This is a genomic window from Neisseria subflava, from assembly GCF_003044935.1.
In the GTDB taxonomy this organism is placed as follows: Bacteria; Pseudomonadota; Gammaproteobacteria; order Burkholderiales; family Neisseriaceae; genus Neisseria; species Neisseria subflava_E.
On the sequence record NZ_POXP01000003.1, the window covers coordinates 193,693 to 220,313 of the forward strand.

At 48.9% G+C, this 26,621-nt stretch carries 28 protein-coding genes and 2 tRNA genes; 13 read left to right on the forward strand and 17 right to left on the reverse strand.

Annotated features, from left to right (window positions below; translation table 11 throughout):
* The first annotated feature begins 170 nt into the window (after window positions 1–170).
* From rho to DBY95_RS08890, 5 genes are all read left to right on the forward strand, one after another.
* Window positions 171–1,430, forward strand: a complete 1,260-nt coding sequence (rho, locus tag DBY95_RS08870; RefSeq protein WP_003680905.1) for a transcription termination factor Rho — start codon at window positions 171–173, stop codon at window positions 1,428–1,430.
* Window positions 1,431–1,487: 57 nt separating this feature from the next.
* Window positions 1,488–2,846 carry a deoxyguanosinetriphosphate triphosphohydrolase gene (locus tag DBY95_RS08875; RefSeq protein WP_049348127.1) on the forward strand — a complete coding sequence of 453 codons (1,359 nt, stop codon included), beginning with the start codon at window positions 1,488–1,490 and terminating at the stop codon, window positions 2,844–2,846.
* Between the two features lie 132 nt (window positions 2,847–2,978).
* Window positions 2,979–3,055, forward strand: a tRNA-Arg gene (locus tag DBY95_RS08880).
* Window positions 3,056–3,067: 12 nt separating this feature from the next.
* A tRNA-Glu gene (locus DBY95_RS08885) sits at window positions 3,068–3,142 on the forward strand.
* Window positions 3,143–3,538: 396 nt separating this feature from the next.
* Window positions 3,539–4,096, forward strand: coding sequence for a hypothetical protein (locus tag DBY95_RS08890; RefSeq protein WP_039862107.1), 558 nt, complete (start codon window positions 3,539–3,541; stop codon window positions 4,094–4,096).
* A gap of 83 nt (window positions 4,097–4,179) precedes the next feature.
* Here the strand turns inward: DBY95_RS08890 and DBY95_RS08895 are convergent, their stop codons facing one another.
* The 3 genes from DBY95_RS08895 to DBY95_RS08905 form a co-directional block, all read right to left on the reverse strand.
* Window positions 4,180–5,490, reverse strand: coding sequence for an NCS2 family permease (locus DBY95_RS08895; protein ID WP_070584805.1), 1,311 nt, complete (start codon window positions 5,488–5,490; stop codon window positions 4,180–4,182).
* A gap of 226 nt (window positions 5,491–5,716) precedes the next feature.
* Entirely contained in the window at window positions 5,717–7,039 is a 1,323-nt protein-coding gene (gene miaB, locus DBY95_RS08900; RefSeq protein WP_003684389.1) for a tRNA (N6-isopentenyl adenosine(37)-C2)-methylthiotransferase MiaB, read from the reverse strand.
* Between the two features lie 73 nt (window positions 7,040–7,112).
* Window positions 7,113–7,508 carry a hypothetical protein gene (locus tag DBY95_RS08905; protein WP_107724081.1) on the reverse strand — a complete coding sequence of 132 codons (396 nt, stop codon included), beginning with the start codon at window positions 7,506–7,508 and terminating at the stop codon, window positions 7,113–7,115.
* A 198-nt stretch (window positions 7,509–7,706) separates the two neighbouring features.
* Between DBY95_RS08905 and hemL the strand changes: the two genes are divergently transcribed.
* The gene (gene hemL, locus DBY95_RS08910) at window positions 7,707–8,990 is read left to right on the forward strand and encodes a glutamate-1-semialdehyde 2,1-aminomutase (RefSeq protein ID WP_107724082.1); all 1,284 of its coding nucleotides are present in this window, start codon (window positions 7,707–7,709) and stop codon (window positions 8,988–8,990) included.
* Between the two features lie 84 nt (window positions 8,991–9,074).
* Here the strand turns inward: hemL and DBY95_RS08915 are convergent, their stop codons facing one another.
* Window positions 9,075–9,539 carry a universal stress protein gene (locus tag DBY95_RS08915; RefSeq protein ID WP_003680896.1) on the reverse strand — a complete coding sequence of 155 codons (465 nt, stop codon included), beginning with the start codon at window positions 9,537–9,539 and terminating at the stop codon, window positions 9,075–9,077.
* A gap of 186 nt (window positions 9,540–9,725) precedes the next feature.
* Between DBY95_RS08915 and DBY95_RS08920 the strand changes: the two genes are divergently transcribed.
* From DBY95_RS08920 to rpmG, 7 genes are all read left to right on the forward strand, one after another.
* Window positions 9,726–10,502, forward strand: coding sequence for a tRNA threonylcarbamoyladenosine dehydratase (locus DBY95_RS08920; protein ID WP_107724083.1), 777 nt, complete (start codon window positions 9,726–9,728; stop codon window positions 10,500–10,502).
* A gap of 1 nt (window position 10,503) precedes the next feature.
* Window positions 10,504–10,989, forward strand: coding sequence for a hypothetical protein (locus DBY95_RS08925; protein WP_234394611.1), 486 nt, complete (start codon window positions 10,504–10,506; stop codon window positions 10,987–10,989).
* Between the two features lie 39 nt (window positions 10,990–11,028).
* Complete coding sequence (locus tag DBY95_RS08930; RefSeq protein ID WP_107724084.1) at window positions 11,029–11,490, forward strand: hypothetical protein; 462 nt, start codon at window positions 11,029–11,031, stop codon at window positions 11,488–11,490.
* A 92-nt stretch (window positions 11,491–11,582) separates the two neighbouring features.
* Window positions 11,583–12,485 (forward strand): segregation and condensation protein A, encoded by a 903-nt coding sequence (locus DBY95_RS08935; protein ID WP_107724085.1) that lies wholly within the window; start codon window positions 11,583–11,585, stop codon window positions 12,483–12,485.
* Window positions 12,482–13,810, forward strand: coding sequence for a branched-chain amino acid transport system II carrier protein (brnQ, locus tag DBY95_RS08940; protein WP_107724086.1), 1,329 nt, complete (start codon window positions 12,482–12,484; stop codon window positions 13,808–13,810). The genes DBY95_RS08935 and brnQ overlap by 4 nt, the downstream gene beginning before the upstream one ends.
* 250 nt (window positions 13,811–14,060) lie before the next feature.
* Window positions 14,061–14,294, forward strand: coding sequence for a 50S ribosomal protein L28 (gene rpmB, locus DBY95_RS08950; RefSeq protein WP_002216391.1), 234 nt, complete (start codon window positions 14,061–14,063; stop codon window positions 14,292–14,294).
* 30 nt (window positions 14,295–14,324) lie between these two features.
* On the forward strand, window positions 14,325–14,480 hold the full coding sequence (gene rpmG / locus DBY95_RS08955; RefSeq protein WP_003684373.1) for a 50S ribosomal protein L33: 156 nt from the start codon (window positions 14,325–14,327) through the stop codon (window positions 14,478–14,480).
* A gap of 228 nt (window positions 14,481–14,708) precedes the next feature.
* On the opposite strand, the gene nqrM is transcribed toward rpmG, so the two are convergent.
* From nqrM to DBY95_RS09020, 13 genes are all read right to left on the reverse strand, one after another.
* Window positions 14,709–14,930: a (Na+)-NQR maturation NqrM gene (nqrM, locus tag DBY95_RS08960; RefSeq protein ID WP_003680888.1), complete on the reverse strand. Its 222-nt coding sequence runs from the start codon at window positions 14,928–14,930 to the stop codon at window positions 14,709–14,711.
* 17 nt (window positions 14,931–14,947) lie between these two features.
* Window positions 14,948–16,015 (reverse strand): FAD:protein FMN transferase, encoded by a 1,068-nt coding sequence (locus DBY95_RS08965; protein ID WP_107724087.1) that lies wholly within the window; start codon window positions 16,013–16,015, stop codon window positions 14,948–14,950.
* 132 nt (window positions 16,016–16,147) lie between these two features.
* Complete coding sequence (gene nqrF, locus DBY95_RS08970; RefSeq protein ID WP_049333900.1) at window positions 16,148–17,365, reverse strand: NADH:ubiquinone reductase (Na(+)-transporting) subunit F; 1,218 nt, start codon at window positions 17,363–17,365, stop codon at window positions 16,148–16,150.
* A 13-nt stretch (window positions 17,366–17,378) separates the two neighbouring features.
* Window positions 17,379–17,972, reverse strand: a complete 594-nt coding sequence (nqrE, locus tag DBY95_RS08975; RefSeq protein ID WP_003684365.1) for an NADH:ubiquinone reductase (Na(+)-transporting) subunit E — start codon at window positions 17,970–17,972, stop codon at window positions 17,379–17,381.
* Window positions 17,973–17,975: 3 nt separating this feature from the next.
* Window positions 17,976–18,602: an NADH:ubiquinone reductase (Na(+)-transporting) subunit D gene (locus DBY95_RS08980; RefSeq protein WP_107724088.1), complete on the reverse strand. Its 627-nt coding sequence runs from the start codon at window positions 18,600–18,602 to the stop codon at window positions 17,976–17,978.
* Window positions 18,602–19,378, reverse strand: coding sequence for a Na(+)-translocating NADH-quinone reductase subunit C (locus DBY95_RS08985; protein WP_107724089.1), 777 nt, complete (start codon window positions 19,376–19,378; stop codon window positions 18,602–18,604). Before DBY95_RS08985 ends, DBY95_RS08980 begins: the two co-directional genes overlap by 1 nt.
* A complete protein-coding gene (locus DBY95_RS08990; RefSeq protein ID WP_107724090.1) occupies window positions 19,371–20,603 on the reverse strand; it encodes an NADH:ubiquinone reductase (Na(+)-transporting) subunit B in 1,233 nt (410 codons plus the stop codon). Before DBY95_RS08990 ends, DBY95_RS08985 begins: the two co-directional genes overlap by 8 nt.
* Window positions 20,604–20,605: 2 nt before the next feature.
* The gene (locus tag DBY95_RS08995) at window positions 20,606–21,949 is read right to left on the reverse strand and encodes a Na(+)-translocating NADH-quinone reductase subunit A (protein ID WP_107724091.1); all 1,344 of its coding nucleotides are present in this window, start codon (window positions 21,947–21,949) and stop codon (window positions 20,606–20,608) included.
* A 337-nt stretch (window positions 21,950–22,286) separates the two neighbouring features.
* Entirely contained in the window at window positions 22,287–23,705 is a 1,419-nt protein-coding gene (locus DBY95_RS09000) for a sodium:proton antiporter (protein WP_107724092.1), read from the reverse strand.
* A gap of 443 nt (window positions 23,706–24,148) precedes the next feature.
* Entirely contained in the window at window positions 24,149–24,508 is a 360-nt protein-coding gene (locus DBY95_RS09005; protein WP_070824330.1) for a YbaN family protein, read from the reverse strand.
* Between the two features lie 14 nt (window positions 24,509–24,522).
* Window positions 24,523–25,119 carry a DUF1415 domain-containing protein gene (locus DBY95_RS09010; RefSeq protein ID WP_107724093.1) on the reverse strand — a complete coding sequence of 199 codons (597 nt, stop codon included), beginning with the start codon at window positions 25,117–25,119 and terminating at the stop codon, window positions 24,523–24,525.
* 117 nt (window positions 25,120–25,236) lie between these two features.
* Window positions 25,237–25,719, reverse strand: coding sequence for an Lrp/AsnC family transcriptional regulator (locus tag DBY95_RS09015; RefSeq protein ID WP_003684427.1), 483 nt, complete (start codon window positions 25,717–25,719; stop codon window positions 25,237–25,239).
* 403 nt (window positions 25,720–26,122) lie between these two features.
* Entirely contained in the window at window positions 26,123–26,596 is a 474-nt protein-coding gene (locus tag DBY95_RS09020; protein ID WP_070695441.1) for a pilin, read from the reverse strand.
* Window positions 26,597–26,621: the final 25 nt, after the last annotated feature.

Consider the following 26,621-nt stretch of genomic DNA (forward strand, 5'->3'; position numbering starts at 1 on the left):
GGGTAAGATTATGGTCTCGGCTCAGTGTTCAATTTAAAAATTTGACACCCTGCCTCCAACTGCCTAAAATTCAACTTTCTCAAAAATCTACCGTATCCTGCGGCACGATTTCATACTTTCAGACGGCCTTCGTGCCATCTCTCTGATACCATTCAAAATATATCAATACTATGCACGTTTCAGAACTCCAAACCCTCCACATTTCCAAACTCTTGGAAATGGCAGAAGAACATGGCATTGAAAACGCCAACCGTTTCCGCAAACAAGACCTCGTTTTTGCCATCGTCCGCCAGATGATGAAGCAAAATGTCAGCTTTACCTGTTCCGGCACACTCGAAATCCTGCCCGACGGCTTCGGTTTCCTGCGCAGCGCAGATACTTCTTACCTTGCCGGCCCTGACGATATTTATGTTTCGCCCACGCAAATCCGCCGCTTCAATCTGCACACCGGTGACACCATCGAAGGCAGCGTGCGTGTGCCTAAAGACAACGAGCGTTATTTCGCACTTGTCCGCCTCGATACCATCAACGGCGATCAGCCCGAAGTCTGCAAACACAAAATCCTCTTTGAAAACCTCACGCCTTTATTCCCAACCGAACAATTCAAGCTCGAACGCGACATTAAAGCCGAAGAGAATCTGACCGGCCGCGCCATCGACTTGGTTTCCCCAATTGGTAAAGGCCAACGTGCATTGTTGGTTGCGCCACCTAAAACCGGTAAAACCGTGATGTTGCAAAACATTGCCCACGCCATTACCGCCAATTATCCTGATGTCGAGCTGATTGTCCTGTTGATTGACGAACGTCCGGAAGAAGTGACCGAAATGAGCCGTTCTGTACGCGGCGAAGTGGTTTCCTCTACGTTTGACGAACCTGCGCAACGCCATGTACAAGTGGCCGAGATGGTGATTGAAAAAGCCAAACGTATGGTCGAACACAAAAAAGACGTGGTCATCCTGCTGGATTCGATTACCCGTTTGGCGCGCGCCTACAATACCGTTGTGCCGACTTCGGGCAAAATTCTGACCGGCGGTGTCGATGCCAACGCTTTGCACCGTCCGAAACGCTTCTTCGGTGCCGCGCGTAATGTGGAAGAGGGCGGTTCGCTTACCATTATTGCGACAGCACTTGTCGAAACCGGCAGCCGCATGGACGACGTGATTTACGAAGAGTTCAAAGGTACGGGCAATATGGAATTGCACCTTGACCGCCGCATGGCCGAAAAACGCCTGTTCCCGGCCATCAGCATCAATAAATCCGGTACGCGCCGCGAAGAATTGCTGGTACCGAACGATCAGTTGCAGCGCATGTGGCTCTTGCGTAAATTCCTCCATCCGATGGACGAAATCGAAGCGACCGAGTTTTTGGTGGGCAAACTCAAAGACTCCAAAAACAATGACGATTTCTTTGAATTGATGCGCGGTAAATAAACATAAGGCCGTCTGAATATGTTTCAGACGGCCTTTGCTTCATTTTAGGAAACGCTTATGAATACCCGAATGAATTGGCAAAACTTATTGTCCACCCAACGCTTCCGTCCCAAAAACGGTGAAATCGTGCCGACCGTTACCCCTTCGACTCAGGAAGGTGCCGATGCCTTGCGTACGGATTTTCACATCGACTACGACCGGGTCGTTTTTTCCGGAGCCTTCCGCCGCCTTGGCCGTAAAACTCAGGTGCATCCGCTGGCGCAACACGATTTGACGCACAACCGCCTGACGCACAGCGTTGAAGTTGCCAGCGTGGGCAGGAGCTTGGGCAACCGCGTGGGCGTAATGTTGCACAACGGCGGTTTTCTGCCGCAGGGCAATACGCCCAGCGATATTGGTGCCGTGGTGCAGGTTGCCTGTTTGGCGCATGATTTGGGTAATCCGCCGTTTGGCCATACCGGCGAAGATGCTTTGCGTGATTGGTTCAGACGGCCTGAACATCAAATTTATCTGAACACATTAAACGAAGCGGAACGCAACGATATTCAAACCTATGAAGGCAATGCGCATAGCCTGCGTATCGTCGCCAGCCTTGAAATGTATCCCGAGGCGGGCGGAATGCGCCTGACTGCGGCAGCCATCGGCGCATTGTTGAAGTATCCGTGGACAACGCAACATCCGAACGGCAGAAAAAAATTCAATATTTATCAAACCGAGTTGCCGTTTATCCGTCAAGTTGCCGACGAATTAGGGCTGGTTTCCGCAGGAGCAGACAGCTGGGCGCGCCATCCTTTGTCTTATTTGATGGAGGCCGCCGACGATATTTGCTATGCCTTGCTGGACTTGGAAGATGCTGTCGAATTGGATTTGCTCACGGATACGGAAGTAGAAAGTATTTTGTCCGAACTGACCTTCGCCGAAAGCGCGTGGCACGCCAGCTCCAGCCGTCAGCGTTGTGCCATGTTGCGCGGCATTGCGATCGGCAAGGCGATTGATGATGTCGCGCAAACCTTTATGTTGCATCAGTCCGATTTGTTGGACGGAACATTCAAAGGCAAAGATTTGCTGGCTCTGTGCAGCCCGCAAGTGCAAAACACTTTGGCAAAAGCGAAAGAATTGGCGCAAACACGGATTTTTCGCCATCACACCAAACTCTTGACCGAGATTGCCACGTTCCCATGCTTAGGCTCTATCTTGGATTTGCTCGTCCCTGCCGCTTATGCCCTGATTGCTGAAAAACAGTTGGCAACACGTCAGTCTTTGGCGTTGGAATTATTGAAAAAGCACAATCCGATTCTTCCTGAAGACAGTCTGTATCAGGCCTATATGAAAATTTTGGATTTTGTCGGCGGCATGACCGATAATTCCGCCGCCAAAATGGCACAGGATTTGTCAGGAGTAGGGATTTTACGTTAATCTTATATTGTTTAATTTCAAATAGTTAAATAAAAATATAAAAAATATCCGTGAAAAGGGTAGACAGGTTTTAGGAAAGCCTATATTATTCGGTCTTCTTGATTCACAACGCACTAGCGAAGTGATGAGGATGCACCCGTAGCTCAGTTGGATAGAGTATCTGGCTACGAACCAGAGGGTCGGGCGTTCGAATCGCTCCGGGTGCGCCACAAGATTTATCCGCGCCCATCGTCTAGCGGTTAGGACATCGCCCTTTCACGGCGGTAACCGGGGTTCGATTCCCCGTGGGCGTGCCAGTTTTCAAAAAAAAACGCAATCTATTTCAGATTGCGTTTTTTTATTACATTTACTGTTTGTGTTCAAAGGCCGTCTGAAACTCACGGCAACTCAAGAGGCAGAAGTGTGTAAAATAAATCGCCCAGACTTTTTGTCGTCTATATGCGCTTTTCAATCTCATTTTACCATTGCCAACCCCCGAGTTATTGACAATAGTATTCATCTTAAGAGTTCCTAAACCTGAATTTACATGATTTCATATTTATAATTTCTTGATTTTAGAAAATAAAAATATTTATTTGAACTTTTCTTAAAAAATGCCGTCTGAGATAAAGACAAGACGGAATATCTCTGTTAATGTGTAAATGTCAGCCGGCGTTTGCCGGTTTTTTATTGAAACCATTTGGGAGTCAATTATGAATATGAATGTTAAATTAATCGTTCCTGCCGTTTTGGCGGCTGTTGCCCTGACTGCATGTAGCAGCGGTTCTAAAGCCAAACCTGAAGCTAAAGCTGCGCCTACTGCGCAACAACAAACTCAAGCTCAGGCTCAACAAGCTCAAGCTCCAGTACCTAATACTTTGAAAGTAGACTCTATCGACGGTACTAAAGAAGTTCACTACAAATGCGGTAAAGACGGCAAAGAGCCTCTGAGCGTAATGTATGGCTTCAAAGGCAACGAAGTTGTTGCTGCCCAAGTAAAATACAAAGGCCAAGTAACTGAAAACCTGTTCCGTATTACTGACAGCAGCAAAGATGTAAATGCATTCTGGGGCGGCAATGTTGCTTGGATTGCTGAAGCAGCCACTGCAGCCAACGTGGACAAAGTTGATGGCAACATGCTGACTATCCGCGGTACTACCGAAGTAAATGGCAAACAAGAAGTGGTTGACCAAATCGCTACCCGTTTCTGCGCATTGGACAAAGGCGCGAAAGCTGCCGCTAAACCAGCTGCTAAAAAAGTGAAAAAATAATCTTTTACCGACAGCTTTAAACGCTGGGTAAAATAAAACAGGCCGTCTGAAAAGTTTTCAGACGGCCTGTTCTTTTGAGCAGTTTAACCCAAGAACCAGAATTTCAATGCCCACAACACGGCGACAATCCATACCATAGGCGGTACGTCTTGAGTGCGGTTGCACAAGAGTTTGATGAGTGCGTAGCTGATAAAGCCAAACGCAATACCGTCGGCAATCGAGTAGGTAAACGGCATGAAGACGATGGTTAGGAATGCCGGTGCGGCTTCGGTCATGTCGTCCCAATCGATTTCGCGCGCGCTGCGCAACATTTGCGCGCCAACATAGAGCAGGGCGGGTGCGGTAGCGAATGCAGGGATGCTTTGAACCAGTGGGGAGAAAATCAGACAGGCCAGCATCAGTACGCCGACGGTAACGGCAGTCAGGCCGGTACGGCCGCCGGCAGAAACGCCTGCCGCGCTTTCAACGTAAGGGGTGGTAGAAGAAGTACCCAAGGCGGCGCCTGCGATAATGGCGGTAGAGTCGGCAAGCAGGGCGCGTTTCAAACGTGGCAGTTTGCCGTCTTGCAACAGGCCTGCGCGGTGGGAAACGCCGACCAATGTGCCGGTAGAGTCAAACAGGTCAACCAGGAAGAATACAAAAATCACGCTGACCATGCTGACGGTGAACAAGCCTTTGAAGTCCATCTGCATGAAGGTTGGCGCAATGCTCGGAATTTCGCCGACCACGCCTTTGAACTCGCTCAAGCCTAAGATGGTGGAGATAGCGGTCAGCGTCAGAATGGTAATGATGATGGAGCCTTTAACGCGGAAGTGGCCAAGTGCAACCACCATGACAAAGCCTGCCATCGCCAGCAGGGCGGTAGGCTGGTGGATGTCGCCCAAGCCGACCAATGTGGCAGGATTGGCCACAATCACGCCTGCGCCTTTGAGCGCAATCAATGCCAAGAAAAGGCCGATACCTGCGGCAATCGACATTTTCAAGCCCATAGGCAGGGCATTGACCAGCATTTCACGCACTTTAAAGAAGCTGAACAGGATAAAAATGATGCCGGAGATGAAAACGGCACCCAAAGCCACACGCCAGTCTACGCCCATGCCTTTGACGACGGCAAAGGTAAAGTAGGCGTTCAAACCCATGCCCGGAGCGAGGGCAATCGGGTAGTTGCCGACAAAGCCCATCACGAAACAGCCGATGGCGGAGGCGATACAGGTGGCCACAAATACTGCGCCCATATCCATACCGGTTTCGCCCAAAATCAGGGGATTGACGATGATGATATAGCACATGGCGAGGAAGGTTGTCACACCGGCCATAATTTCCGTGCGGACGTTGGTCTGATTGGCGTTGAGGTTGAATAATCTTTCCAAAACGCTTTGATTTGAAGAACTCATTCGAGATATTCCTTTGGGAAAGCCGTTCAAGGACGGAATCAGCGGATTTAACTGCCGGAAGCTCGGATTTTTGCCTTAACTTCTCAACAGATAAGGGAATTTTCGGGCGGTATTATACTGAAAAGCCTTTTGTTCGGGTAATAAAAATACATGAATCAGATAATGCCGGGCTGAACCAAGATAAAGGCCGTCTGAACAGTTTCAGACGGCCTTTGTTTGTGTGTGCTTATACCGGTTTGCCTTTCAGGGAGAAGGTGTAGGCTTCGGTGATTTCCAAATCGATCATTTGGTTGATCATGTCGGGTGTGCCGGTAAAGTTGACCACGCGGTTGTTGGCGGTACGGGCTTGCAGTTGGTCAGGGTCTTTTTTGGAGATACCTTCAACCAAGCAGCGTTGAACCGTTCCGATCATGGTTTGGTTGATGCGCGCGGTTTCGGCTTCGATGACTTCGTTCAAAGCTTCGAGGCGGCGCACTTTTTCTTCGTGCGGCGTGTCGTCGTGCAGGTTGGCGGCAGGCGTACCCGGACGCGGACTGTAAATAAAGACGAAGCTTAAGTCGAAGGCGATGTCTTTGACCAGTTTCAAGGTTTGCTCGAACTCACGCTCGGTCTCGCCCGGGAAGCCGACGATAAAGTCGGAGCTGAGGCACAAATCAGGACGGATGGCACGCAGTTTGCGGATGATGGATTTGTATTCCAAGGCGGTGTAGCCGCGTTTCATCGCACTCAATACGCGGTCGGAACCGCTTTGAATCGGCAGGTGCAGGTGGGAAACCAGCTTCGGCAGGTCGCGGTAGCACTCGATAATTGCGTCGGTAAATTCGCGCGGATGGCTGGTGGTAAAGCGCAGGCGTTCGATGCCGGGGATTTCATGGACGATGCGCAACAAAGTGGCAAAGTCGCAGATTTCGCCGTTTTCCATTTCGCCTCGATAGGCATTGACATTTTGGCCTAAGAGGTTGATTTCTTTAACGCCTTGTTGTGCCAAACCGGCAATCTCGGTCAATACGTCGTTGAGCGGTCGGGAGAATTCTTCGCCGCGGGTATAAGGGACGACGCAGTAAGAGCAATATTTGGAACAGCCTTCCATGATGGAAATGAACGCCGAACCGCCTTCTACGCGTGCAGGCGGCAGGTGGTCGAATTTCTCGATTTCGGGGAAGGAAATATCGATTTGCGAGAGACCAGTGGTTTCTTTATCGACGATGAGTTTGGGCAGGCGGTGCAGCGTTTGCGGGCCGAAAACCACGTCCACATACGGAGCGCGTTTGACGATGTTTTCACCTTCTTGAGAGGCAACGCAGCCGGCAACACCGATGATGAGGTCGGGATTTTTTTCTTTGAGCGGGCGTACACGGCCTAAGTCGGAGAAGACTTTCTCTTGCGCTTTTTCACGCACGGAGCAGGTGTTGAACAAGATGATGTCGGCGTCGTCAGGTTGGGTAACCTGCTCGATGCCGCCGTGTTCTTCGGCGAGGACGGACAGCATTTTTTCGCTGTCGTACTCGTTCATTTGGCACCCGAAGGTGCGGATAAATACTTTTTTCATGGTTTGTTTTGATTGACTTGCTTGTTGTAAAAGGGTTCAGACGGCCTGTGAAATACTCGGGCCGTCTGAAAAATTATTCTTCCGCCTTTTTCTGCTTTTTGGCGTGTTCGATGAACCTGTCGGCTTCGGCGTCGGTCAAAATCCAGATTTCGCGGACGAGGCGGCTTTCTTCGTTGTATTTGAACGCGACGGCTTTGCCGGTTTGATTCAGCAGGCGGCCCATGGGGATGAAACGGTCGTTTTCATCGTGGATTTTGGTGAAGCGGGTGATTTGCAGTTTGGCCGCATTGCCGTCCACAATGCCCAAGGTCAGCAGGCGCGTCCAAGAAAAACCGCCTTTGCTGACTTTCAGATAAGGCAAATCGACAGTCTTTAAAATGGCCACGTCCATATCGTCAGGCAGGCTGCGTTGTGCATGGACGAGGGCGGATGCCAAAAGGGCGAGGCTGAGTATGAATCCGCGTAACATGATGCTTTTCTTTTATTGTTTCAATAGGTCGCGGATTATAGCACAAGCAGGAAAAATGTGGATAGAGTGTTTGTTTTTAAAGAATAATTTTGATTTTGCGCCCGATTCTTATTTTGAAGCTTGGGCCGTCTGAAAAGGATTTGGTGTTAAAATGGCATCGATTTGATTTTCAGACGACCTCTTACGAAAGAATTGACCATGAACCGTAATGAAAGCTTGTTCAACCGCGCCAAAGCCATTATTCCCGGCGGCGTGAACTCTCCTGTGCGCGCATTCGGCAGCGTCGGCGGCGTGCCGCGCTTTATCAAAAAGGCAGAAGGCGCGTATGTTTGGGACGAAAACGGCACGCGTTATACCGACTATGTCGGCTCTTGGGGCCCTGCGATTGTCGGCCATGCCCATCCCGAAGTCATTGAAGCCGTGCGCGAAGCAGCATTGGGCGGTTTGTCGTTTGGTGCGCCGACTGAAGGCGAAATTGTCATTGCCGAAGAAATCGCTAAAATCATGCCGTCCGTCGAGCAGCTGCGCCTTGTCAGCTCCGGCACGGAAGCAACGATGACCGCCATCCGTCTGGCACGCGGTTTTACCGGACGCGACAAAATCATCAAGTTTGAAGGCTGCTACCACGGCCATTCCGACAGCCTGTTGGTGAAAGCAGGTAGCGGTCTGCTGACGTTTGGCAACCCTTCTTCCGCTGGTGTGCCTGCCGACTTTACCAAACACACTTTGGTACTCGAATACAACAATATCGCCCAACTGGAAGAAGCCTTTGCCCAAAGCGGCAATGACATTGCCTGTGTGATTTTGGAGCCTTTTGTCGGCAATATGAATCTGGTTAGGCCGTCTGAAGCCTTTGTCAAAGCCTTGCGCGAATTGACTGAAAAACATGGTGCCGTGTTGATTTACGACGAAGTGATGACCGGTTTCCGCGTGGCGCTGGGCGGTGCGCAATCTTTGCACGGCATCAAGCCTGATTTGACCACCATGGGCAAAGTGATCGGCGGCGGTATGCCTTTGGCGGCGTTCGGCGGCCGTAAAGACATTATGGAATGTATTTCCCCATTGGGCGGCGTGTATCAGGCAGGCACATTGTCCGGTAATCCGATTGCGGTTGCGGCCGGTTTGAAAACGCTGGAAATCATTCAGCGCGAAGGCTTCTATGGAAACCTGACTGCCCTGACCCAACGCCTCGCCAACGGTATTGCCGATGCGGCTAAAGCACATGGCGTTGAATTTACGGCGGACAGCGTGGGCGGTATGTTTGGTTTGTATTTTGCCAGCCATACGCCGCAAAACTATGCCGACATGGCGCGTTCCAATATCGACGGTTTCAAACATTTCTTCCACGGTATGCTCGACCGCAATGTCGCATTCGGCCCGTCAGCTTACGAAGCCGGGTTTGTTTCCGCCGCGCATACGCCTGAGCTGATTGACGAAACCATTGCTGTGGCACACGAAGTGTTCAAAGAAATGGCAAAATAAAAGCTGAAGCTGTCATGTGAAAATGAAAAAAGGCCGTCTGAAAAATATTCAGACGGCCTTTCGCTATTTTAAATCAATGCTTGATTATGCTTCTTCAGCTTTGCTGCGGATAATCAGCAGAGGCAGGTGGCTTTGACGCATTACGGTCTCGGCGAAGCTGCCCATCAGCAGGTGCATCAGGCCGGTGCGGCCGTGTGTGCCGAGTACCAACAGGTCTGCGCCGTTGTTGTCGGCGTAGTCAACCAAGTCTTGCGCCATTTCGCGCGCGCCTTTGTTGGCAACCAACAGGTGTTTCACGATGTTTTCAACGCCGCTTTCACGCGCTGTTTTTTCTGCGAAATCCAAAACTTCGTTACCTTGAGCCACTGCGGCGGCTTCGTAGCTTTCGTGTTGCAGGAATTCAGGAGCCAAAGCCATGTATTCGGCAGGGTTGGCAACGTGAACCAAAGTCAGTTGGGCTTTGTTGAGGCTTGCCAGTTCGGCAGCGTGTTTCAATGCATTGAGGGAAGTCTCACTACCGTCAACGGCTACAACCAGATGTTTGTACATATTTATTCTCCTTTTGCGCCGAGTAGCGGCACTTTCGTTTAATATGAAATCAGAACGTGTCTGAATGTGAAACGATTATAAACTCTTTCGGGCGGGTACAACAGCCCATCTGCTTTCAAGTATAATGTCTGTCCGAATCGCCTGTCGCGTTTTTCATTAATTTATTGATATATCACAAGGTTACTTATGCAGGACGCCGCTTTTCTTTCTTCGCGCCGCTTTGGCGGCATTGCCAGACTTTACGGAGACGAAGCACTGGCGCGCTTTTCGCGTGCGCATGTGTGCGTGGTTGGCGTCGGCGGTGTCGGCTCGTGGGCGGTAGAGGCTTTGGCGAGGAGCGGTATCGGTCGTTTAACGCTGATTGATTTGGACAACGTCGCTGAGTCCAATGTCAACCGCCAATTGCACGCTTTGACCGATGATTTCGGTAAGGCAAAAGTTACCGCTTTGCGCGAACGCATTGCCCAAATCAATCCGCAATGCGAAGTGACGGAAATCGAAGATTTTGTGACCGAAGACAATCTGGACGAACTTTTTAGACGGCCCTTTGACTTCGTCATCGACGCCATCGACCAAATCCGTGTCAAAGCGGCGATGGCGGCGTATTTCGTGCAACATAAACAACCGTTTATTATCAGCGGCGGCGCGGGCGGACAGAAAAATCCGGCTTTAATCCAAACTGCCGATTTAAGCCGCGTCACCCACGATCCGCTGCTTTCCAACTTGCGCTACACCCTGCGCAAACGCTACGGCTTCAGCCGCGATACCAAAGAAAAAATGCGCGTGCCTTGCGTTTATTCAACCGAGAATATTACGCCGCCGCAATCCGGCGAAGCGTGTTCGACCGATGCCGCGCCGCAAGGTTTGTCCTGCGCGGGCTACGGCGCGAGTATGCTGGTGACGGCTTCGTTTGGGCTGTATTGTGCGCAGGCGGCGGTGGAGCATATCGCGGGGTGGAAGTGAGATGAATCGATTTTTTAAAGCCTACTTTATCAGTAGCCTGATTTATGCGGTTGTCTTCGGTTTGTTGATGTACGGTGTCGGTTTGCTGCTTACAGGATTCGAATGTTTTGATATTGACGCTGAAAATGAACAGCGTCTACAGTATTGTTCACGAGCTCATGAAATGTCGGCTTTTGAGAAAACGTCTTTGAAGTTTTTCTTCTTTCCGTTTTTATCTGTAATGTCATTGTCCCTACTCAATGCCGGCATTATGAAGTGGACCAAACGCTGTACAACTTTGACGACTCTTGCCTTGCCTATCATCGAATGGTGGATTGTTTGGTTTGTTTTATTACTGTGGGAGTGGAGTAGTCTGGATAGTAGTTGGACGGCAATAACGGGAGTTATTTTTTTTGGGATTGCCTGTTTATGGCATGGCAGCAGTTCAAGCCCTGAATGTGTTGGACTCTTCTGCAAATGCCAATCAGAAAATTTGATGTGGGTTTAAGCCTTTTGAAATTTATTTTTTCAGACGACCTTTTTGCTTATGAACCGATTTTTTAAAGCCTACTTTATTGCCAGTCTGATTTATGCGGTATGGTTCGGCGTATTGATGTATGCCGTCGATCCGATGTTTCTTGATGTGATGGAATGCAATACGCTGCCGGGCGATTATTTGTGTGTGCAAAGCGGTTATAACCGCCCATTCACCACTTTTCTTTATCCGTTTCTGTCCGTCATGATATTCAGCCTTTTACACGCCGGTATCATGAAATGGCGCAAACGCCGTTCGGTTAAAATGATTTGGCTTTTGATCGGCTGCGAAAGTTTGCTGTTGTTGGCTTTGATGGTGGCGATGCTTGCGAGGGATGGTTTTGTGTTTTCCCGCGATATTGGCTCGGTACTGACGGGTACGGTTTTCGCCAGCCTGCCGCTGTTGGGTATGGCCTTGGCCCAGACCTTTGCCGTCGCCATTGTTTCTTTGCAAATCAATCGTAAAAAACGCTGATTTTTATATTAAAAACGGCTTGTCCTCGTTTCAGACGGCCTTTTATTGATGAAACTTCTTACTAAACTTAAAAAGAAAAAGACCCTTTAACCATGCCTTCAGAACACCTTATTTCTTCCACTGCCGCAACGCCGTCTGAATATACCGTTGCGTGGGTGTTCGGTCAGCCTGTCACCGATGTGCCGCAGGATTTGTTTATTCCGCCTGATGCGTTGAAGGTGGTATTGAGCAGCTTCCAAGGGCCGTTGGATTTGCTGCTGTACCTTATCCGCAAGCAAAATATCGATGTCCTCGATATTCCGATGGTGAAGATTACCGAGCAGTATCTGCACTATATTGCCCAAATGGAAGCGTATCAGTTTGATTTGGCGGCAGAATACCTGCTGATGGCGGCGATGTTGATTGAAATTAAATCGCGCCTGCTGTTGCCGCGTCCTGAAGAAGTTGAGGATGAAGAGGCGGATCCGCGTGCCGAGTTGGTGCGCCGTCTGTTGGCTTACGAACAGATGAAGCTGGCGGCTCAGGGCTTGGATGCGTTGCCGCGTGCCGGACGTGATTTTGCTTGGGCGTATTTGCCGCTGGAAATTGCGGTCGAAGCGAAGTTGCCGGAAGTGTACGTTGCCGATTTGACGCAGGCTTGGTTGGGTATTTTGTCGCGTGCCAAGCATACGCGCAGTCATGAAGTGGTGCGGGAAACCATTTCCGTGCGCGCGCAGATGACGGCGATTTTGCGCCGTTTGAACGAAAGCGGTATCAGCAAATTCAGCGATTTGTTTAAGCCGGAGCAGGGTGCGACATATGTGGTGGTCAATTTTATTGCATTGCTGGAATTGGCTAAAGAAGGCTTGGTGCGTATCGTACAGCCGGAAAATTATGGTGAAATCGAAATCAGCCTGAAAGACGGTTTGGAAATAAACGAAGCCGAAATGCTTTCAGACGGCCTTGAAATCGATGAAACCGATAACGGGTATTTGGAAAAAGAGAATTTAAGATGAATTCGACGATAAGTCGCAGTAAGGCCTCTTTATGGGCGGTGGGCTTGATGCTGTTTGCGCTGTTTTTTGGCGCGGGTAACTTAATTTACCCTGCTTATTTGGGGCAGCAGGCCGGCGAAAACTGGCTTTCGGCAATGTTCGGCTTTTTGTTGACCGGGGCGGGTTTGCCATTGCTGGGTGTGATTGCCGTCGGCTATTCCGGCTCGCGCGATGTGGAAGCATTGGCTTCCCGTGTTGCGCCTTGGTACGGCGTGACTTTTGCCGCCGCGCTTTATCTGGCAATCGGCCCCTTGTTTGCCATGCCGCGTACAGCAACAGTATCTTTTGAAACTGCAATTTCTCCTTTCATTGATGAATCTTGGAAAAATATCGCATTGGCCGTATTCAGCCTGGTGTTTTTCGGCATGACTTATTGGCTGTCGATTTCTCCGGGGAAACTGGTTGACCGTATCGGTAAAATCCTTACGCCCATTTTGTTGCTGGCAATTGCAATATTGGTCGGCTATGCCGCTATTAACCCGATGGGTATGCCGCAGGCGGCGCAAGGTGATTTTGCTACTCATCCGTTGGTTAAAGGTATTTTGGAAGGCTACGGCACCATGGACGCGCTGGCTTCGCTGGTGTTTGCCATTATCGTCATTGATGCCGTTCGCGCCATGGGCGTGGACAACCGTGCGGACTTGTTGAAGACCACGACGATTTCCGGTGTGTTGGCGGCTTCTTGTTTGGCAGTGGTTTACCTGTTTATCGGCTATATGGGCGCGACAGGTGTGGCAGGTATAGGCTTGCAGGAAAACGGCGCGTCTGTTTTGTCTAAAACCGCACAGCACTATTTCGGTACGGCCGGTATTGTGTTGCTTGGCGTCATGGTACTGCTTGCCTGTCTGAGTACGGCGGTTGGCTTGATTACTTCATGCGCCGAATATTTCAACCGTCTTTGCCCGGGCATTTCTTATAAAGCCTTTGTGATACTGAATACAGTGGTGTCTATCCTGTTGGCCAACAAAGGCCTGTCAGCGATTTTGCAGTTTTCTATCCCTATGTTGATGCTGTTGTATCCGCTGACTATCGTCATCATTCTGCTGGCTTTGACAGATAAACTGTTTGGCGGCGGCCGTATTGTCTATTTCTGTACCATGATGGCGGCCCTTATGGTCGGTTTGCTCGATGCCTATAAGGCCGCGTTTGGATTTGATGCCGAAACTGCGGCTGCCATCGAGCGCGCATTGCCGTTTTACAATATCGGTTTAGGATGGGTTGTTCCCTCTTTAGCCTGCTTTATACTCGGCTGCATTTTGAATGCGGCGTTGAAGAAAAAAGCATGATGACAAACAGGCCGTCTGAAATGTTCAGACGGCCTGTTTATTTCGCCGACCACGCAAACGACAGATGATTTTTTTAAAGAAATCCGTTATAATTGAAAAATTAAGGCTTTGCGAAATACCGTTTCGCAGATGCAACATATTGAGAAGATTTATTTCCACAAATCCCGTTTTTTCAGCAAACGACTTGAACTGAAGGCGGATTTCGTGGTATAAATCGCGTTTTACTATTTTAGAAGTTTGGAGACTAACCATGGCACGAGTTTGCAAAGTGACCGGTAAGCGCCCGATGTCTGGCAATAACGTATCACACGCCAACAACAAAACCAAACGTCGTTTTTTGCCTAACTTGCAATCACGTCGTTTCTGGGTAGAAAGTGAAAACCGCTGGGTTCGCCTGCGCGTTTCTAACGCTGCATTGCGCACCATCGATAAAGTAGGCATTGATGTCGTATTGGCTGATTTGCGTGCTCGCGGCGAAGCTTAATTTAAACACCATTAATTAAGGATTACTGCAATGCGCGATAAAATCAAACTGGAGTCCAGCGCTGGTACTGGTCACTTCTACACAACTACTAAAAACAAACGTACTATGCCTGGCAAACTGGAAATCAAAAAATTTGACCCAGTAGCCCGTAAACACGTTATTTACAAAGAAACTAAATTGAAATAATCCAGTTTCTTCCAAGAAAAAGCTCCTGTTTTGCAGGAGCTTTTCTTTTTATTTTCTGATTGGTTTTTGGGGGGCTTGTTTCAAATGTGTATGCAAGATATTTTTGGATTGCTTTGGAATAGACAAAATAAAAGAGCGTGTATCCATTGGGATTACGCTCTTTTATTTTTCAGACGGCCTGATAGGGGATAAGCAGTCTTAAATCACTAATAAACATTCAACAACGACTTAATGATCGACTTTGATGCCTTGGTTGTCAGAATGTTGTTTTTTATCTAGCTCTTTTTGCAAGGTATCGCATGGCGTGTCGCAATCGCACATTTTCTTCATGCCGAGCGAGGAAATGCCGCCGCAGCTGCCTTTGATGGTGCGTTTGGAGAAAATATAGCCGACTGCCATGCCGAGGATGACAATGATAAAGATGCCGAAAGTCAGAAGAAGGGTTTTCATGTGTGTATTCCTGAAGATTAGTTTAATAATTTCTTGAATGCGCTGGACATTTTAGTATGGTAGCCGCCTTGCGGGGTCCGGATGATAAGGAAAACGGCGAGATTTTCTTGCTCGGCAAGTTTAAGCGCTTCGGTTTCTCCGAGGACGAACAATCCGGTTGAAAGGCCGTCTGCAAGTGTGGCGTTTTCAGCTACTACGCTGATGGAAGCAAGGTTGTGACTGATGGGTTGTTTGGTTTTAGGGTTGATGATATGGGAAAGGCGGCGGCCTGACTTATCGACATGGAAAATGCGGTAGTCGCCGGATGTGGCCAGTGATTTATTGTCCAATGGAATGGTGATTTGAGTGGCGCCGCCTTGAACGATATTGGGCTGCTCGATGCCGATACGCCAAGGGTTGCCTTGCGCATTGTGGCCTTTGCCATGCAACTCGCCTCCGATTTCTACCAAATAATTGCCGATATTGAGTTTTTCAAGTTCGGCGGCGGTTTTATCCACGCCAAAACCTTTGGCGATGGAGGATAGGTCTAAATAGACTTCGGGATGGGTTTTGGCGAGTGTAGGCTGCTGACCATCTTGGGAAAGTTTGAGTTTGTCCGTACCGACCATTTCTGAAGCATGTTGGATTTCTTGTGCAGTCGGTTCGTGCGTGATTTCTTTTTGCGGGCCGAATCCCCAAAGGTTGACCAAAGGGCCGACGGTTACGTCCAGTGCGCCGTGCGTCAATTTGTTTAAACGCAAGGCTTCGCCGGTTACATAGGCAAAGTCTTGGGAAATAGGCATGGCCTGATTGACGGTGCGCAGTTGGTTGAATTGGCTGATTTCGGAATCGGTTTGGTAGGTAGACATTTGCCGGTTGACTTCTTTAAGCGCGTCATCAATGCGTTTTTGTATTTCGGCGGGGGAAGGGAGTTTGTCTTGGCCGTCTGAAAGGTATTTGACGGTATAGGTCGTGCCCATGGTCTCGCCTTGCAGGGTGATGGTTTGTTGTTTTTCAGGTTGGCAGGCAGAGAGCGTGAGTGCGGAAACGATGGCAACGGTACAACCGATTATCGGACGGTAAAACGAATTGGAAAGAAACAGCATAAGGGATTTGCGGATTATTTTTTGAAGCCTTTATTGTATCGTAAAAGAAAGGTTCAGGCCGTCTGAAAGTATGGTTTTCAGACGGCCTGGCAATAAAAAAGGAAGAAACCGAAGTTTCTTCCTTTTTGTCTGTTAGCCGCCGAAATCGTCCAAAAGGATGTTTTCGTCTTCCACGCCCAAGTCTTTGAGCATTTTGATCACGGACTGGTTCATGATTGGAGGGCCGCACATGTAGAATTCGCAGTCTTCCGGTGCTTCGTGGTTTTTCAGGTGGTTTTCGTAAACCACGTTGTGAATGAAGCCTGTGTAACCGTCCCAGTTGTCTTCAGGCAATGGGTCGGACAGGGCGACGTGCCATGTGAAGTTCGGGAATTCTGCTGCGAGTTGGTCGAAGTCTTCGACATAGAACATCTCGCGTTTAGAACGGGCACCATACCAGAAAGTAATTTTACGTTTGGAGTTCAAACGTTTCAGCTGGTCGAAAATGTGGGAGCGCATCGGCGCCATACCTGCACCGCCGCCGATGAATACCATTTCGGCATCGGTATCTTTGGCAAAGAATTCGCCAAACGGACCGGAAATCGTTACTTTATCACCGGCTTTAAGCGACCAGATATAAGACGACATTTGTCCTGGAGGCGCATCAGGTACGCGTGGAGGAGGCGTAGCGATACGCACGTTCAGCATGATGATGCCTTTTTCTTCAGGGTATGAAGCCATAGAGTAGGCACGCAAAATCGGCTCGTCCACTTTGGAAACGTATTGCCACAGATTGTATTTGTCCCAGTCTTCGTGGTATTCCTTAGGAATGTCGAAGTCTTTGTAGGCAACAGTGTGAGGAGGGGCTTCAATTTGGATGTAGCCGCCGGCGCGGAAAGGAACTTCTTCACCTTCAGGAATGGCAAGCTTGAGTTCTTTAATGAACGTTGCTTTGTTGTCATTGGAGATGACAGTACATTCCCATTTTTTCACGCCGAATACTTCTTCCGGTACTTCGATGTCCATGTCGGTTTTAACGTTGACCTGACAAGACAGACGGCAGCCTTCGCGCGCTTCGCGTTTGCTGATGTGGGACAACTCGGTTGGCAGAATGTCGCCACCGCCGCTTTTCACGACAACGCGGCACTGGCCGCATGAGCCGCCGCCACCGCAGGCGGAAGGAACGAAGATACCTTGGCTGGCAAGCGCACCCAGCAGTTTGCCGCCGGCAGGCATCGTCAGCTCTTTTTCGTTATTGACTTTGATGGTGATGTCGCCTTCGCTCACCAACTTGGATTTGGCAAACAGAATCATCAGTGCCAACACCAAGACGATGAGGGTGAACATCACGATACCTAAAATAATCTCCATGCCGATTCCTTTCTTATAACTGGATGCCGGAGAACGACATAAACGCCATTGCCATCAGGCCAGCAGCGATAAAGGTAATGCCCAAGCCTTTGAGGCCTTTAGGGACATCCGAATATTTCATTTTTTCGGTAATGCCCGCCAAAGCGACAATAGCCAAAAGCCAGCCCAAACCTGCACCGAAACCGTATACAACGGACTCGCCGAAGTTGTATTCGCGTTGCGCCATAAACGATACGGCACCGAAAATTGCGCAGTTTACGGTAATTAGAGGCAGGTAGATACCCAATGCGTTGTAAAGGGCAGGAACGAATTTGTCCAAGAACATTTCCAAAATCTGCACCAAAGCGGCAATCACGCCGATGAAGGTGATGAATTTCAGGAAGGTCAGGTCCACGCCTTCAACCAGCGCGCCGTCTTTCAACAGCGAGTAAACCAGTTGGTTGGCTGGGACGGACAGGCCGAGTACGAAAGTTACAGCAACGCCCAAACCGAATGCAGTGGATACTTTTTTAGATACCGCCAAAAATGTACACATCCCCAAGAAGAAGGACAGTGCCATGTTTTCCAGAAAGACGGATTTTACAAAGAGGCTTAAGTAATGTTCCATGTGTTATTTCTCCGCCTGTTCAGGTTTCCAAGTGCGCAGGCCCCATACCAAGAAGCCGATGATGAAGAACGCGCTGGGAGCGAGCAGGAACAAGCCGTTGGTTTGATACCAGCCGCCATCTTGTACGGTTTGGAAAATGGTGTAGCCAAAGAGCTTGCCAGAGCCGACCAGTTCGCGGATGGTTGCGATGATGATCAACATCATGCCGTAACCTGCGCCGTTGCCGATACCGTCAACCAAGCTTTCCAGCGGTGGCTCTTTCATGGCGAATGCTTCGGCACGGCCCATCACGATACAGTTGGTAATAATCAGGCCGACGAATACGGATAGCTGTTTGGACAGCTCATAAGCAAAGGCTTGGAGCAGTTGGTCAACCAGTGTTACCAAGGAAGCAACAATCGCCATTTGCACAATAATACGGATGCTGTTGGGGATGTAGTTGCGTACCAATGAGATGAAAAAGCTGGAAAAACCGGTTACCAAACTCACGGAAATACCCATCACGATGGCCGTCTGAAGCTTGGTGGTAACCGCCAAAGCCGAACAAATACCCAAAACCTGCAAGGCAATCGGGTTGTTGTCGATAAAGGGTGAAAACATCAAATATTTCAAGCGTTTCATGTCAGCCATTATTGTGCTCCTGCTGATTTTAATTTGTTCAGGTAGGGGATATAGCCGTTTTCGCCGAACCAGTAGGCGAACGAACCTTGCACGCCTTTAGATGTCAGCGATGCGCCGGAGAGGGCATCTACGCCGTGTTCTTTGTCCGAACTTGCGCCTTTGCCAACATGCAGGGCGAGTTTGCCTTGTTCGTCAAACAGTTTTTTGCCGACGAATTTTTGTTGCCACAACGGATTGCCGATTTCGCCGCCCAAGCCCGGGGTTTCGCCTTGGTCGTAGTAGGTAATGCCGTTGATGGTGTTGCCGTCGGGTTGGATGGCGACAAAACCGTACATAACAGACCACAAACCGTTACCGTGCATAGGCAGGATGATTTGGCTGACTTTGCCATCATCGCCTTTTACCAGATAAACCTCGGTGTATTTGGCACGGCTTTTGATGCCGGCCAAATCGTCTTCGGGTTTGATTTGGATGCTTTGGGCAGGGTCTTTGCCGGCGACGCGTGCGCTGAAGTCTTTAGGCGCATCGGCGACATATTCGCCGGTTGCCAAGTCCACGACACGTTGCTCGATACGCTCGGCAAAGGTTTTGCTGATGTCGGTGTCTTTATCCATCAAACCGGCTACGCTCAAGATATAGCCTTGTTTGTCTTGGAGTTTTTGTTTCTCTTGGATGGGTTTCAAGCCGACGACCGCACCAGCAACGATGATGGAACAAATCAGGCTGACAACCAATACCACAATCAGCGTGCCGCTGAAGCTGTCTTTATCGAATTTCTTAGCCATTGCTGCGCGCCTTTCTGCGTTTGATGTTCGCTTGTGCGACGAAATAGTCGAAAATCGGGGCAAACAGGTTGGCAAACAGAATCGCCAACATCATGCCTTCGGGGTAAGCAGGGTTGACCACGCGGATCAATACGCACATTACACCGATAAGCGCGCCGTACCACCATTTGCCGACATTGGTAAAGGAAGCGGAAACAGGGTCGGTCGCCATAAACAGCATACCGATGGCGAAGCCGCCGACTACCAAGTGCCAGTACCAAGGCATGGAGAACATGGCGTTGGTGTCCGAACCGATGAAGTTAAACAACGAAGACATGGCAATCATACCGATCATCACGCCGGTGATAATGCGCCAAGAGGCAATGCGGGTGAACACGATAAACGCGCCGCCGATTAAGAGCGCCAAAGTGGATACTTCGCCGATTGAGCCGGGCACGTTACCGATAAACGCATCCATCCAAGAGATGTTTTGACCGGTTACAGCGTTTTTCAGGCCGTCTGCACCGTGTGCCGCCCATTGCGCCAAAGCAGTAGCACCGGAATAGCCGTCAACCGCAGTCCAAATGGTATCGCCGGTAATATTGGCAGGGTAGGCGAAGAACAGGAACGCACGGCCTGCAAGAGCAGGGTTCATGAAGTTTTTACCCGTACCGCCGAATACTTCTTTTGCAACCACAACACCGAAAGAAATACCCAAAGCCGCTTGCCACAAAGGCAGGGTAGGGGGAACGATCAAAGCAAACAGAATCGAAGTTACGAAGAAACCTTCGTTGATTTCGTGTTTGCGTACAGTGGCGAACAAGACTTCCCAGAAGCCGCCCACAACAAATACAGTCGCGTAAATCGGGAGGAAGAAAATCGCGCCGAACAGCATTTTGCCCAACACGCCCGCTTCAGACGACATATTGATGCCCAAAGCGTTGGCAAGGGCGTAATGCCAGTCGTTGGCGATGTTTTGTTGCAGCAAATCAGGCGTTAACGCACCGAATGCCTGTACGCCGACGTTGTACATACCGTAGAACATGGCAGGGAACAAAGCCAGCCACACCAAAATCATCATGCGCTTGGAGTCGAGCGCGTCGCGGACGTGCGCCGCTTTGCGTGTTACCGCTCCGGATGTATAGAAAATCGTCGCCGCAGCTTCGTAGAGGGCATACCATTTTTCATGTTTGCCGCCCGGCAGGAAGTGCGGTTCGATTTTTTCAAGAAAATGTTTCAAGCCCATAATCAGCCTTCCTTCTCAATGGTTTCCAGCACCTTGCGCAACAGCGGGCCGTATTCGTATTTGCCCGGGCAGACGAAGCTGCACAAAGCGAGGTCTTCTTCGTCCAATTCCAAGCAACCCAGTGCCTGAGCGCTGTCAGTATCGCCGACGATTAAATCGCGCAAGAGCAGGGTAGGCAGGATGTCCAAGGGCATCACGCGTTCGTAAGTGCCGATCGGTACCATGGCGCGGTCACCGCCGTTGACGGCTGTGTTGAACTTGAAGAGTTTGTTTTTCAGGAAATGGCCGAGGGTTGTGCGCGTGATGGAGTATTTGTCCGGCTGCGGCGCAACCCAGCCGAACAGCTCTTTGCTGCGGCCTTCTTCGATAACCGAAATCTGATTGTGGTAGCGGCCGAGGTAATCGTGCGCGCCTTGTGCAATCGCGCCGTTCAATACTGAGCCGGAAATCACGCGGTTGTCTGCATCAACCAATTCGCCCGCAGTAATTTGCGATACTTTCGCACCCAAAACGGTACGCAAGAGGCGCGGTTTGTTGACTTGAGAGCCACCCAAGGCAATCACGCGCTCGGTGTTCAGACGGCCTGTTGTAAACAAACGGCCAATGGCAATCACATCTTGATAATTGACGGTCCAAACGGTTTTGTTCGCACCGACTGGCTCGATGAAATGAATGTGCGTTCCACTCAAACCGGCAGGATGCGGACCGCCAAATTCATGTGTTTCGATGTTGGCAGCGTTTTCAGACGGCACGTCTGCGCCGGCTGCTTTACACACATGGATTTTACGTTCGGTCAGGCGGCTCAATACCAACAGGCCGCGTTTGAAGTCTTCGGCGGCTTCTTTGATGATGACCGTAGGATCGGCAGCCAGCGGATTGGTGTCCATCGCATTGACGAAGATGGCGAACGGTTCGGCATCAACGGCAGGAATTTTGCTGAACGGACGGGTGCGCAGCGCAGTCCACAAACCGGATTGGATCAGGTTGCGGCGTACTTCTTCGCTGCTCAATTTTGCCAGCGCTTCAGGTGCGTAGCGTTCGAACTCGATTTCGTCGTTGCCTTCAACGGCAATCACGACTGACTGAAGTACGCGCTTTTCGCCACGGTGAATCGCGGCGATTTTGCCTGAAGCCGGGGCAGTAAATACTACGCCCGGATTCTTTTTGTCTTCAAACAGCACTTGGCCTTTTTTGACGGCTTCACCTTCCTTGATTTTCATCGAGGGGCGCATGCCGACATATTCTTCGCCAAGCAACGCGACTTCGGTAATGGCCGGGCTGTCATAAATGACTTGCTCCGGTCTGCCTGCGATAGGCAGGTCTAAGCCTTTTTTTATCTTAATCATAAGGATGCGTTACTTTTTGGTGGGTTGAGATTCGGATGTCGGATTGTTTTTTCAGACAGCATGTAATGCTTTGAAACAACGGATGGGCCGTCTGAAAAAAGCAGAGGTTTGCTATAAAAACAACGAATAAACGCAAACAACAAAGCTTTAGATTTTATCAGGTATAGGCTGCTTTATGTCAGTTTTACGCTTATTTTTACGGGAAAAGTGGGAAAAAAGTAGGAATGTGTAATCGAGTGTTAAGGGGAATGATTTTTAACTGATTGATATTTAAACGCTATGTTTGATGATATAGCTGAAAATAAAAGGCCGTCTGAAATTCAGACGGCCTCTAAGTTTAAAAGAGCTGCCAAACGAAGAAAATCATCGTATGCAGGGCAAACAGCGGTACCAATACAATCACCGACCATGCCATATAGCCGAAGAAGGAAGGCATTGGTACGCCGCGTTGTTCGGCAATGGCTTTGACCATGAAGTTCGGCGCATTACCGATATAAGTGAGCGCGCCCATAAATACGGAACCCATGGATACTGCCAGCAGCGAATGGAACAGGTGGCCTGTCATCAAGGCTTGGGCATCGCCACCGGCCATATTGAAGAACACCAAATAAGTCGGCGCGTTATCCAAGAATGCCGACAAAATGCCGCTCATCCAGAAATACATCACATTAATCGGGTTGCCTGCCGCGTCGTGAACCAACGAAACAACGGAAGCCAATGCGCCTGTTTCACCGGCTTTCAAAATCGCCAAAACAGGCGAAATGGTAATGAAAATACCCAAAAACAGTTTGCCCACTTCGGCAATCGGCTCGAAGTTGAACTCATTACCTGCGCGTACCTGTTTGGGCGTAATAATCCAAGATACGGCGGTCAGAGCCAGCAAAATACCATCGCGTGCCAAGTTTTGCAGTGCATAGTGGCTGCCCAAAATCTCGAAACCCGGATGATTCGGCTGCCACAGGCCGGAGAGCAAAACTGCGCCGACTACGCCGGCCAGTAACAGGAAATTCCATTTGCCGTAAATTTTGACTTTTTCTTCTTTATCGGAAGGAGCGGGAGCGAGGTGTTCGCTTTGTTCACGCTTGAAGTGTCGGCTGTCGATGATGTAGAAAACGGCCAGCAAAATCACAGAACTGATCAATACAGGCATCAGCATGTGTTTGACCGTCCACATAAAATCTACGCCTTTCAGGAATCCTAAGAACAGAGGAGGATCGCCTAAAGGAGTCAGACCGCCGCCGATATTTGCCACCAAGAAAATGAAGAAAATCACAATGTGAACGCGGTAGTGGCGTTTATGGTTGGCTTTCAAAAGCGGACGAATCATCAACATAGCCGCGCCTGTCGTCCCCATGATGGAAGACAAAGCCGTACCGACTGCCAACAGGATTGTGTTCAATTTAGGCGAACCATGCAAATCGCCGCTGACAAAAATACCGCCTGAAATGGTATAAAGCGCCAAAAGCAGCAGGATAAAGGGGATATATTCTTCAACCAATGCATGGGCAACGGTATGCACGCCGGCTCCGAAACCAAAGGTTATGATGAATGGCGTTAAAAACAGCAGTGTCCAAAATGCTGTAATTTTGCCGAAGTGGTGGTGCCAAATACGGGAGAAAAACAGAGGTCCGAGTGCAATGGATAAGAGAATCAGTGCAAACGGCAGACCCCAAAGCAGGCTTGCGGATGAGCCGTCAAAATCGGATGCCGCAGCAGGAAAGGCGGCAAGAAGTAGTAAAAATGAGAGAGAGCGCATAGTATTTCCTTTTTATTCTGTTGCGCCGTGAGGAACTTCATTGAGAAAACACGGCGGTGAAATATTCAGGCCGTCTGAAAATATCCAGACGAACTGCGCGGTTGTGTCAGGGGAAAGTATAACGCAAAGCAAGTGTTAAGGGACGGTTTAGAGTGTTGGAATCAAAAGAAATGTTGATACAAATAAAGGAATCAAAATGAGTAGAGTAGTTGGAGGTAGTAAAAAAATGGTTTTGAAACAGGAGTTTGAAATATCGGAAATAATGCTATCGAAAAAATATTTTGAATTAATTTTAGCTAAAATTTACATTTAATTGAATAAATGGAGGCTGTCTGAAAAATGAGGGTCGAATAGCGTGTTTTAGTTCTTACTGATTGTTTTAATGGATAAATTGGGTGTAAAAACAAAAAAACAGGTAAGCAAAAATGCCTACCTGTTTTATTTTATGCTTCCGGCCGTAACCACATCCATACAGCCACGCAACTACAGAAGATTGATGATACGGCACCAATCCACCAGCGTTCTGGAAATTGCCAAAACATAAACAGGCAAGAAAGAGCCATCATGCCGATAGCGAAGAACTTTGCCTTGCGTGGCACGGCGCCGTTGTTTTCCCAGTTTTGTATGATCGGACCGAAATGGCGGTGATGATACAGCCAATTGTGAAAGCGCGGCGAGGCTTTTGCCCAGCAGGCGGCGGTCAATAAAATGAAAGGCGTAGTCGGCAGTAATGGCAGGAAAATGCCGATAATGCCCAAGACGAGTGACAATGCGCCGCAAAAAATCAATAAATAGCGAACCATCTTCCCATCACCAATTATTTGTTTTCAGATGGCTTGTGATGCGGAAATGGACAACGCGGAATGTCTAATTTATCCCAGCCCTCATGCCCCATTTTTTCCAGCAGCGCGATATTGCGGTCAAAAATTGCCGAGGCATCGGGAAATGCTTCAGCCGCTTTGGCAATACTGTCTTCACGAATCAGATGCAAGGTCGGGTAGGACGAACGATTGGTGTAGTTGCTGATGTCGTCGGCTTCTGTGCCTTCAAATTGAAAATCGGGATGGAACGGCGCAATTTGGACAATCCCTTCCAATTCATTTTCTACAACGGCATCATCGGCGATTTCCAACATTTGGTTGAAGGTTTCAAAATCAGGGAACAGCGTTGGATGAACCAGTAAAGTGGTTTCCAATTCCGAAGCAGGCGTATTGCCCAGAAGCTGCAATTCACGATCCAAATCTTCAAGAAAACCGTCCAAATGACGGGCTTCACTGACAACGATGCGAACCAGGTTTTTAACGTGCGGCGCTTTGGCAAAAGGGCAGAGATTCAGCCCGATAACGGCTTTTTCCAGCCATTGTTTGGTATGTTCTGAAACAGTATTGGTATCGAGATGGGTGGTGTTTGTCATAGTAAAAGCTTATGTGAATTATTCTTAAAAAGTATACAAGTGTATGGATGTGAAAGCAAACCATTGGAATTTAAAAGGCCGTCTGAACTACAGACGGCCTTTATCAGTTTCAAATCATCAATCCTGAACCAAATGAACCAAAGGCAGAGCAGTCGTGTTTTTAATTTCTTTCAACACAAAACTTGATTGCGCATCTTGCACGCCGTGGTGTGAAAGTAGCGTGTCCAAAACAAAATGGGAAAACGCGTTCATATCGGTAAAAAAGGCATGGAGCAGATAGTCGGTTTCGCCCGTTAAAGCAAAGCAGCTCAATACTTCCGGCCAAGCGCGGACGGATTCGGAAAAATCCTCACGCGCATCTTTTGCCTTGCTAATCGATACACGGATAAAAGCCTGCAAACCCAAGCCCAAAGATACGGGAGAAAGCTGGGCGGCGTATTTTTGAATGATGCCCGCATCTTCAAGCTGTTTGAGACGGCGTAGACAGGGAGAAGGGGAGAGCGCCACTTTTTCAGAAAGCTCAACATTGCTCAACCGCCCATTTTCCTGCAAAACCTGCAGAATCTTTAAATCCGTTTTATCCAAGTTTAGATGAGGCATGATGGTTCTCCCAATGTAGACAATGTATGTTTTGAAAATGAAAAATGCTTAAAAATAAAGACTTGTATGGTTAAATTATATATTGAGTTCAGATGTGCGACAAATTGTCTTATAAGGAGTGTTGCGAATTTGTTTTATGTAGTTGTGAAAAGATGAAGGCCGTCTGAAACTAATCAAGATTAAAGTTTTATGTCATATTAGGATTAGATATAAAGAGGCCGTCTGAAAATGATTTCAGACGGCATTTATTTTCGTAATGTGATGATTCAGGCTCTTAATGACCTTGTTTTGGAGAGTTTTGTTCTTTTGCTTTGATTCGTTTTCCGCGTTTGTATTTGGCTTTGTTTGGGGTGTTTTCTTCGCAATGTATTTTTGTGTTTTTCTTAAGGTATATGCTTGGTCGTTATCCGTTTGAGTTGTCTCGGCACATGGCGGGAATCATCATCGGATCCAGTGTTCCGCCGCATTGCCAGTTAAACAACCAAGTCGAGTCATTGTTAATTCGATAAGGAGTCAGGGTCAGGACTTTGCCTTTGTTCTGCCCTTTATCGAAAGGAATGCTGATTTTGCCTGTATCTGCTTCTACAGTTACGCCACCGTTTTGGATGTATGTACCGCCGATGCGTTGAGCGGTAACGCCGATTGAGCCTTGTTTACTGACATCCTCTGCATTGGGCAGGCGATTATTTACCGCTGAGGCAATGCTGATTTCGGTTTTCAGGTCGTCGGCAAGGTATAGTGCTTCGGAGGCTTGCGCCCTACCGATATAGTTTTGGTAAGTGGGTATGGCGACAACAACCAGAATACCGAGGATGGCGATCACTATCATCAGCTCAATCAGGGTAAAACCTTTTTGGGCTTGAAATGGGGTATTCATTTGAGTGTATCGTTTTCAGGTTTTT

Bases quoted from the DNA above. Each gene is read 5' to 3' on its own strand.
- rho (WP_003680905.1), top strand. From the start codon at position 171: ATGCACGTTTCAGAACTCCAAACCCTCCACATTTCCAAACTCTTGGAA.
- DBY95_RS08875 (WP_049348127.1), top strand. From the start codon at position 1,488: ATGAATACCCGAATGAATTGGCAAAACTTATTGTCCACCCAACGCTTC.
- DBY95_RS08890 (WP_039862107.1), top strand. From the start codon at position 3,539: ATGAATATGAATGTTAAATTAATCGTTCCTGCCGTTTTGGCGGCTGTT.
- DBY95_RS08895 (WP_070584805.1), bottom strand. From the start codon at position 5,490: ATGAGTTCTTCAAATCAAAGCGTTTTGGAAAGATTATTCAACCTCAAC.
- miaB (WP_003684389.1), bottom strand. From the start codon at position 7,039: ATGAAAAAAGTATTTATCCGCACCTTCGGGTGCCAAATGAACGAGTAC.
- DBY95_RS08905 (WP_107724081.1), bottom strand. From the start codon at position 7,508: ATGTTACGCGGATTCATACTCAGCCTCGCCCTTTTGGCATCCGCCCTC.
- hemL (WP_107724082.1), top strand. From the start codon at position 7,707: ATGAACCGTAATGAAAGCTTGTTCAACCGCGCCAAAGCCATTATTCCC.
- DBY95_RS08915 (WP_003680896.1), bottom strand. From the start codon at position 9,539: ATGTACAAACATCTGGTTGTAGCCGTTGACGGTAGTGAGACTTCCCTC.
- DBY95_RS08920 (WP_107724083.1), top strand. From the start codon at position 9,726: ATGCAGGACGCCGCTTTTCTTTCTTCGCGCCGCTTTGGCGGCATTGCC.
- DBY95_RS08925 (WP_234394611.1), top strand. From the start codon at position 10,504: ATGAATCGATTTTTTAAAGCCTACTTTATCAGTAGCCTGATTTATGCG.
- DBY95_RS08930 (WP_107724084.1), top strand. From the start codon at position 11,029: ATGAACCGATTTTTTAAAGCCTACTTTATTGCCAGTCTGATTTATGCG.
- DBY95_RS08935 (WP_107724085.1), top strand. From the start codon at position 11,583: ATGCCTTCAGAACACCTTATTTCTTCCACTGCCGCAACGCCGTCTGAA.
- brnQ (WP_107724086.1), top strand. From the start codon at position 12,482: ATGAATTCGACGATAAGTCGCAGTAAGGCCTCTTTATGGGCGGTGGGC.
- rpmB (WP_002216391.1), top strand. From the start codon at position 14,061: ATGGCACGAGTTTGCAAAGTGACCGGTAAGCGCCCGATGTCTGGCAAT.
- rpmG (WP_003684373.1), top strand. From the start codon at position 14,325: ATGCGCGATAAAATCAAACTGGAGTCCAGCGCTGGTACTGGTCACTTC.
- nqrM (WP_003680888.1), bottom strand. From the start codon at position 14,930: ATGAAAACCCTTCTTCTGACTTTCGGCATCTTTATCATTGTCATCCTC.
- DBY95_RS08965 (WP_107724087.1), bottom strand. From the start codon at position 16,015: ATGCTGTTTCTTTCCAATTCGTTTTACCGTCCGATAATCGGTTGTACC.
- nqrF (WP_049333900.1), bottom strand. From the start codon at position 17,365: ATGGAGATTATTTTAGGTATCGTGATGTTCACCCTCATCGTCTTGGTG.
- nqrE (WP_003684365.1), bottom strand. From the start codon at position 17,972: ATGGAACATTACTTAAGCCTCTTTGTAAAATCCGTCTTTCTGGAAAAC.
- DBY95_RS08980 (WP_107724088.1), bottom strand. From the start codon at position 18,602: ATGGCTGACATGAAACGCTTGAAATATTTGATGTTTTCACCCTTTATC.
- DBY95_RS08985 (WP_107724089.1), bottom strand. From the start codon at position 19,378: ATGGCTAAGAAATTCGATAAAGACAGCTTCAGCGGCACGCTGATTGTG.
- DBY95_RS08990 (WP_107724090.1), bottom strand. From the start codon at position 20,603: ATGGGCTTGAAACATTTTCTTGAAAAAATCGAACCGCACTTCCTGCCG.
- DBY95_RS08995 (WP_107724091.1), bottom strand. From the start codon at position 21,949: ATGATTAAGATAAAAAAAGGCTTAGACCTGCCTATCGCAGGCAGACCG.
- DBY95_RS09000 (WP_107724092.1), bottom strand. From the start codon at position 23,705: ATGCGCTCTCTCTCATTTTTACTACTTCTTGCCGCCTTTCCTGCTGCG.
- DBY95_RS09005 (WP_070824330.1), bottom strand. From the start codon at position 24,508: ATGGTTCGCTATTTATTGATTTTTTGCGGCGCATTGTCACTCGTCTTG.
- DBY95_RS09010 (WP_107724093.1), bottom strand. From the start codon at position 25,119: ATGACAAACACCACCCATCTCGATACCAATACTGTTTCAGAACATACC.
- DBY95_RS09015 (WP_003684427.1), bottom strand. From the start codon at position 25,719: ATGCCTCATCTAAACTTGGATAAAACGGATTTAAAGATTCTGCAGGTT.
- DBY95_RS09020 (WP_070695441.1), bottom strand. From the start codon at position 26,596: ATGAATACCCCATTTCAAGCCCAAAAAGGTTTTACCCTGATTGAGCTG.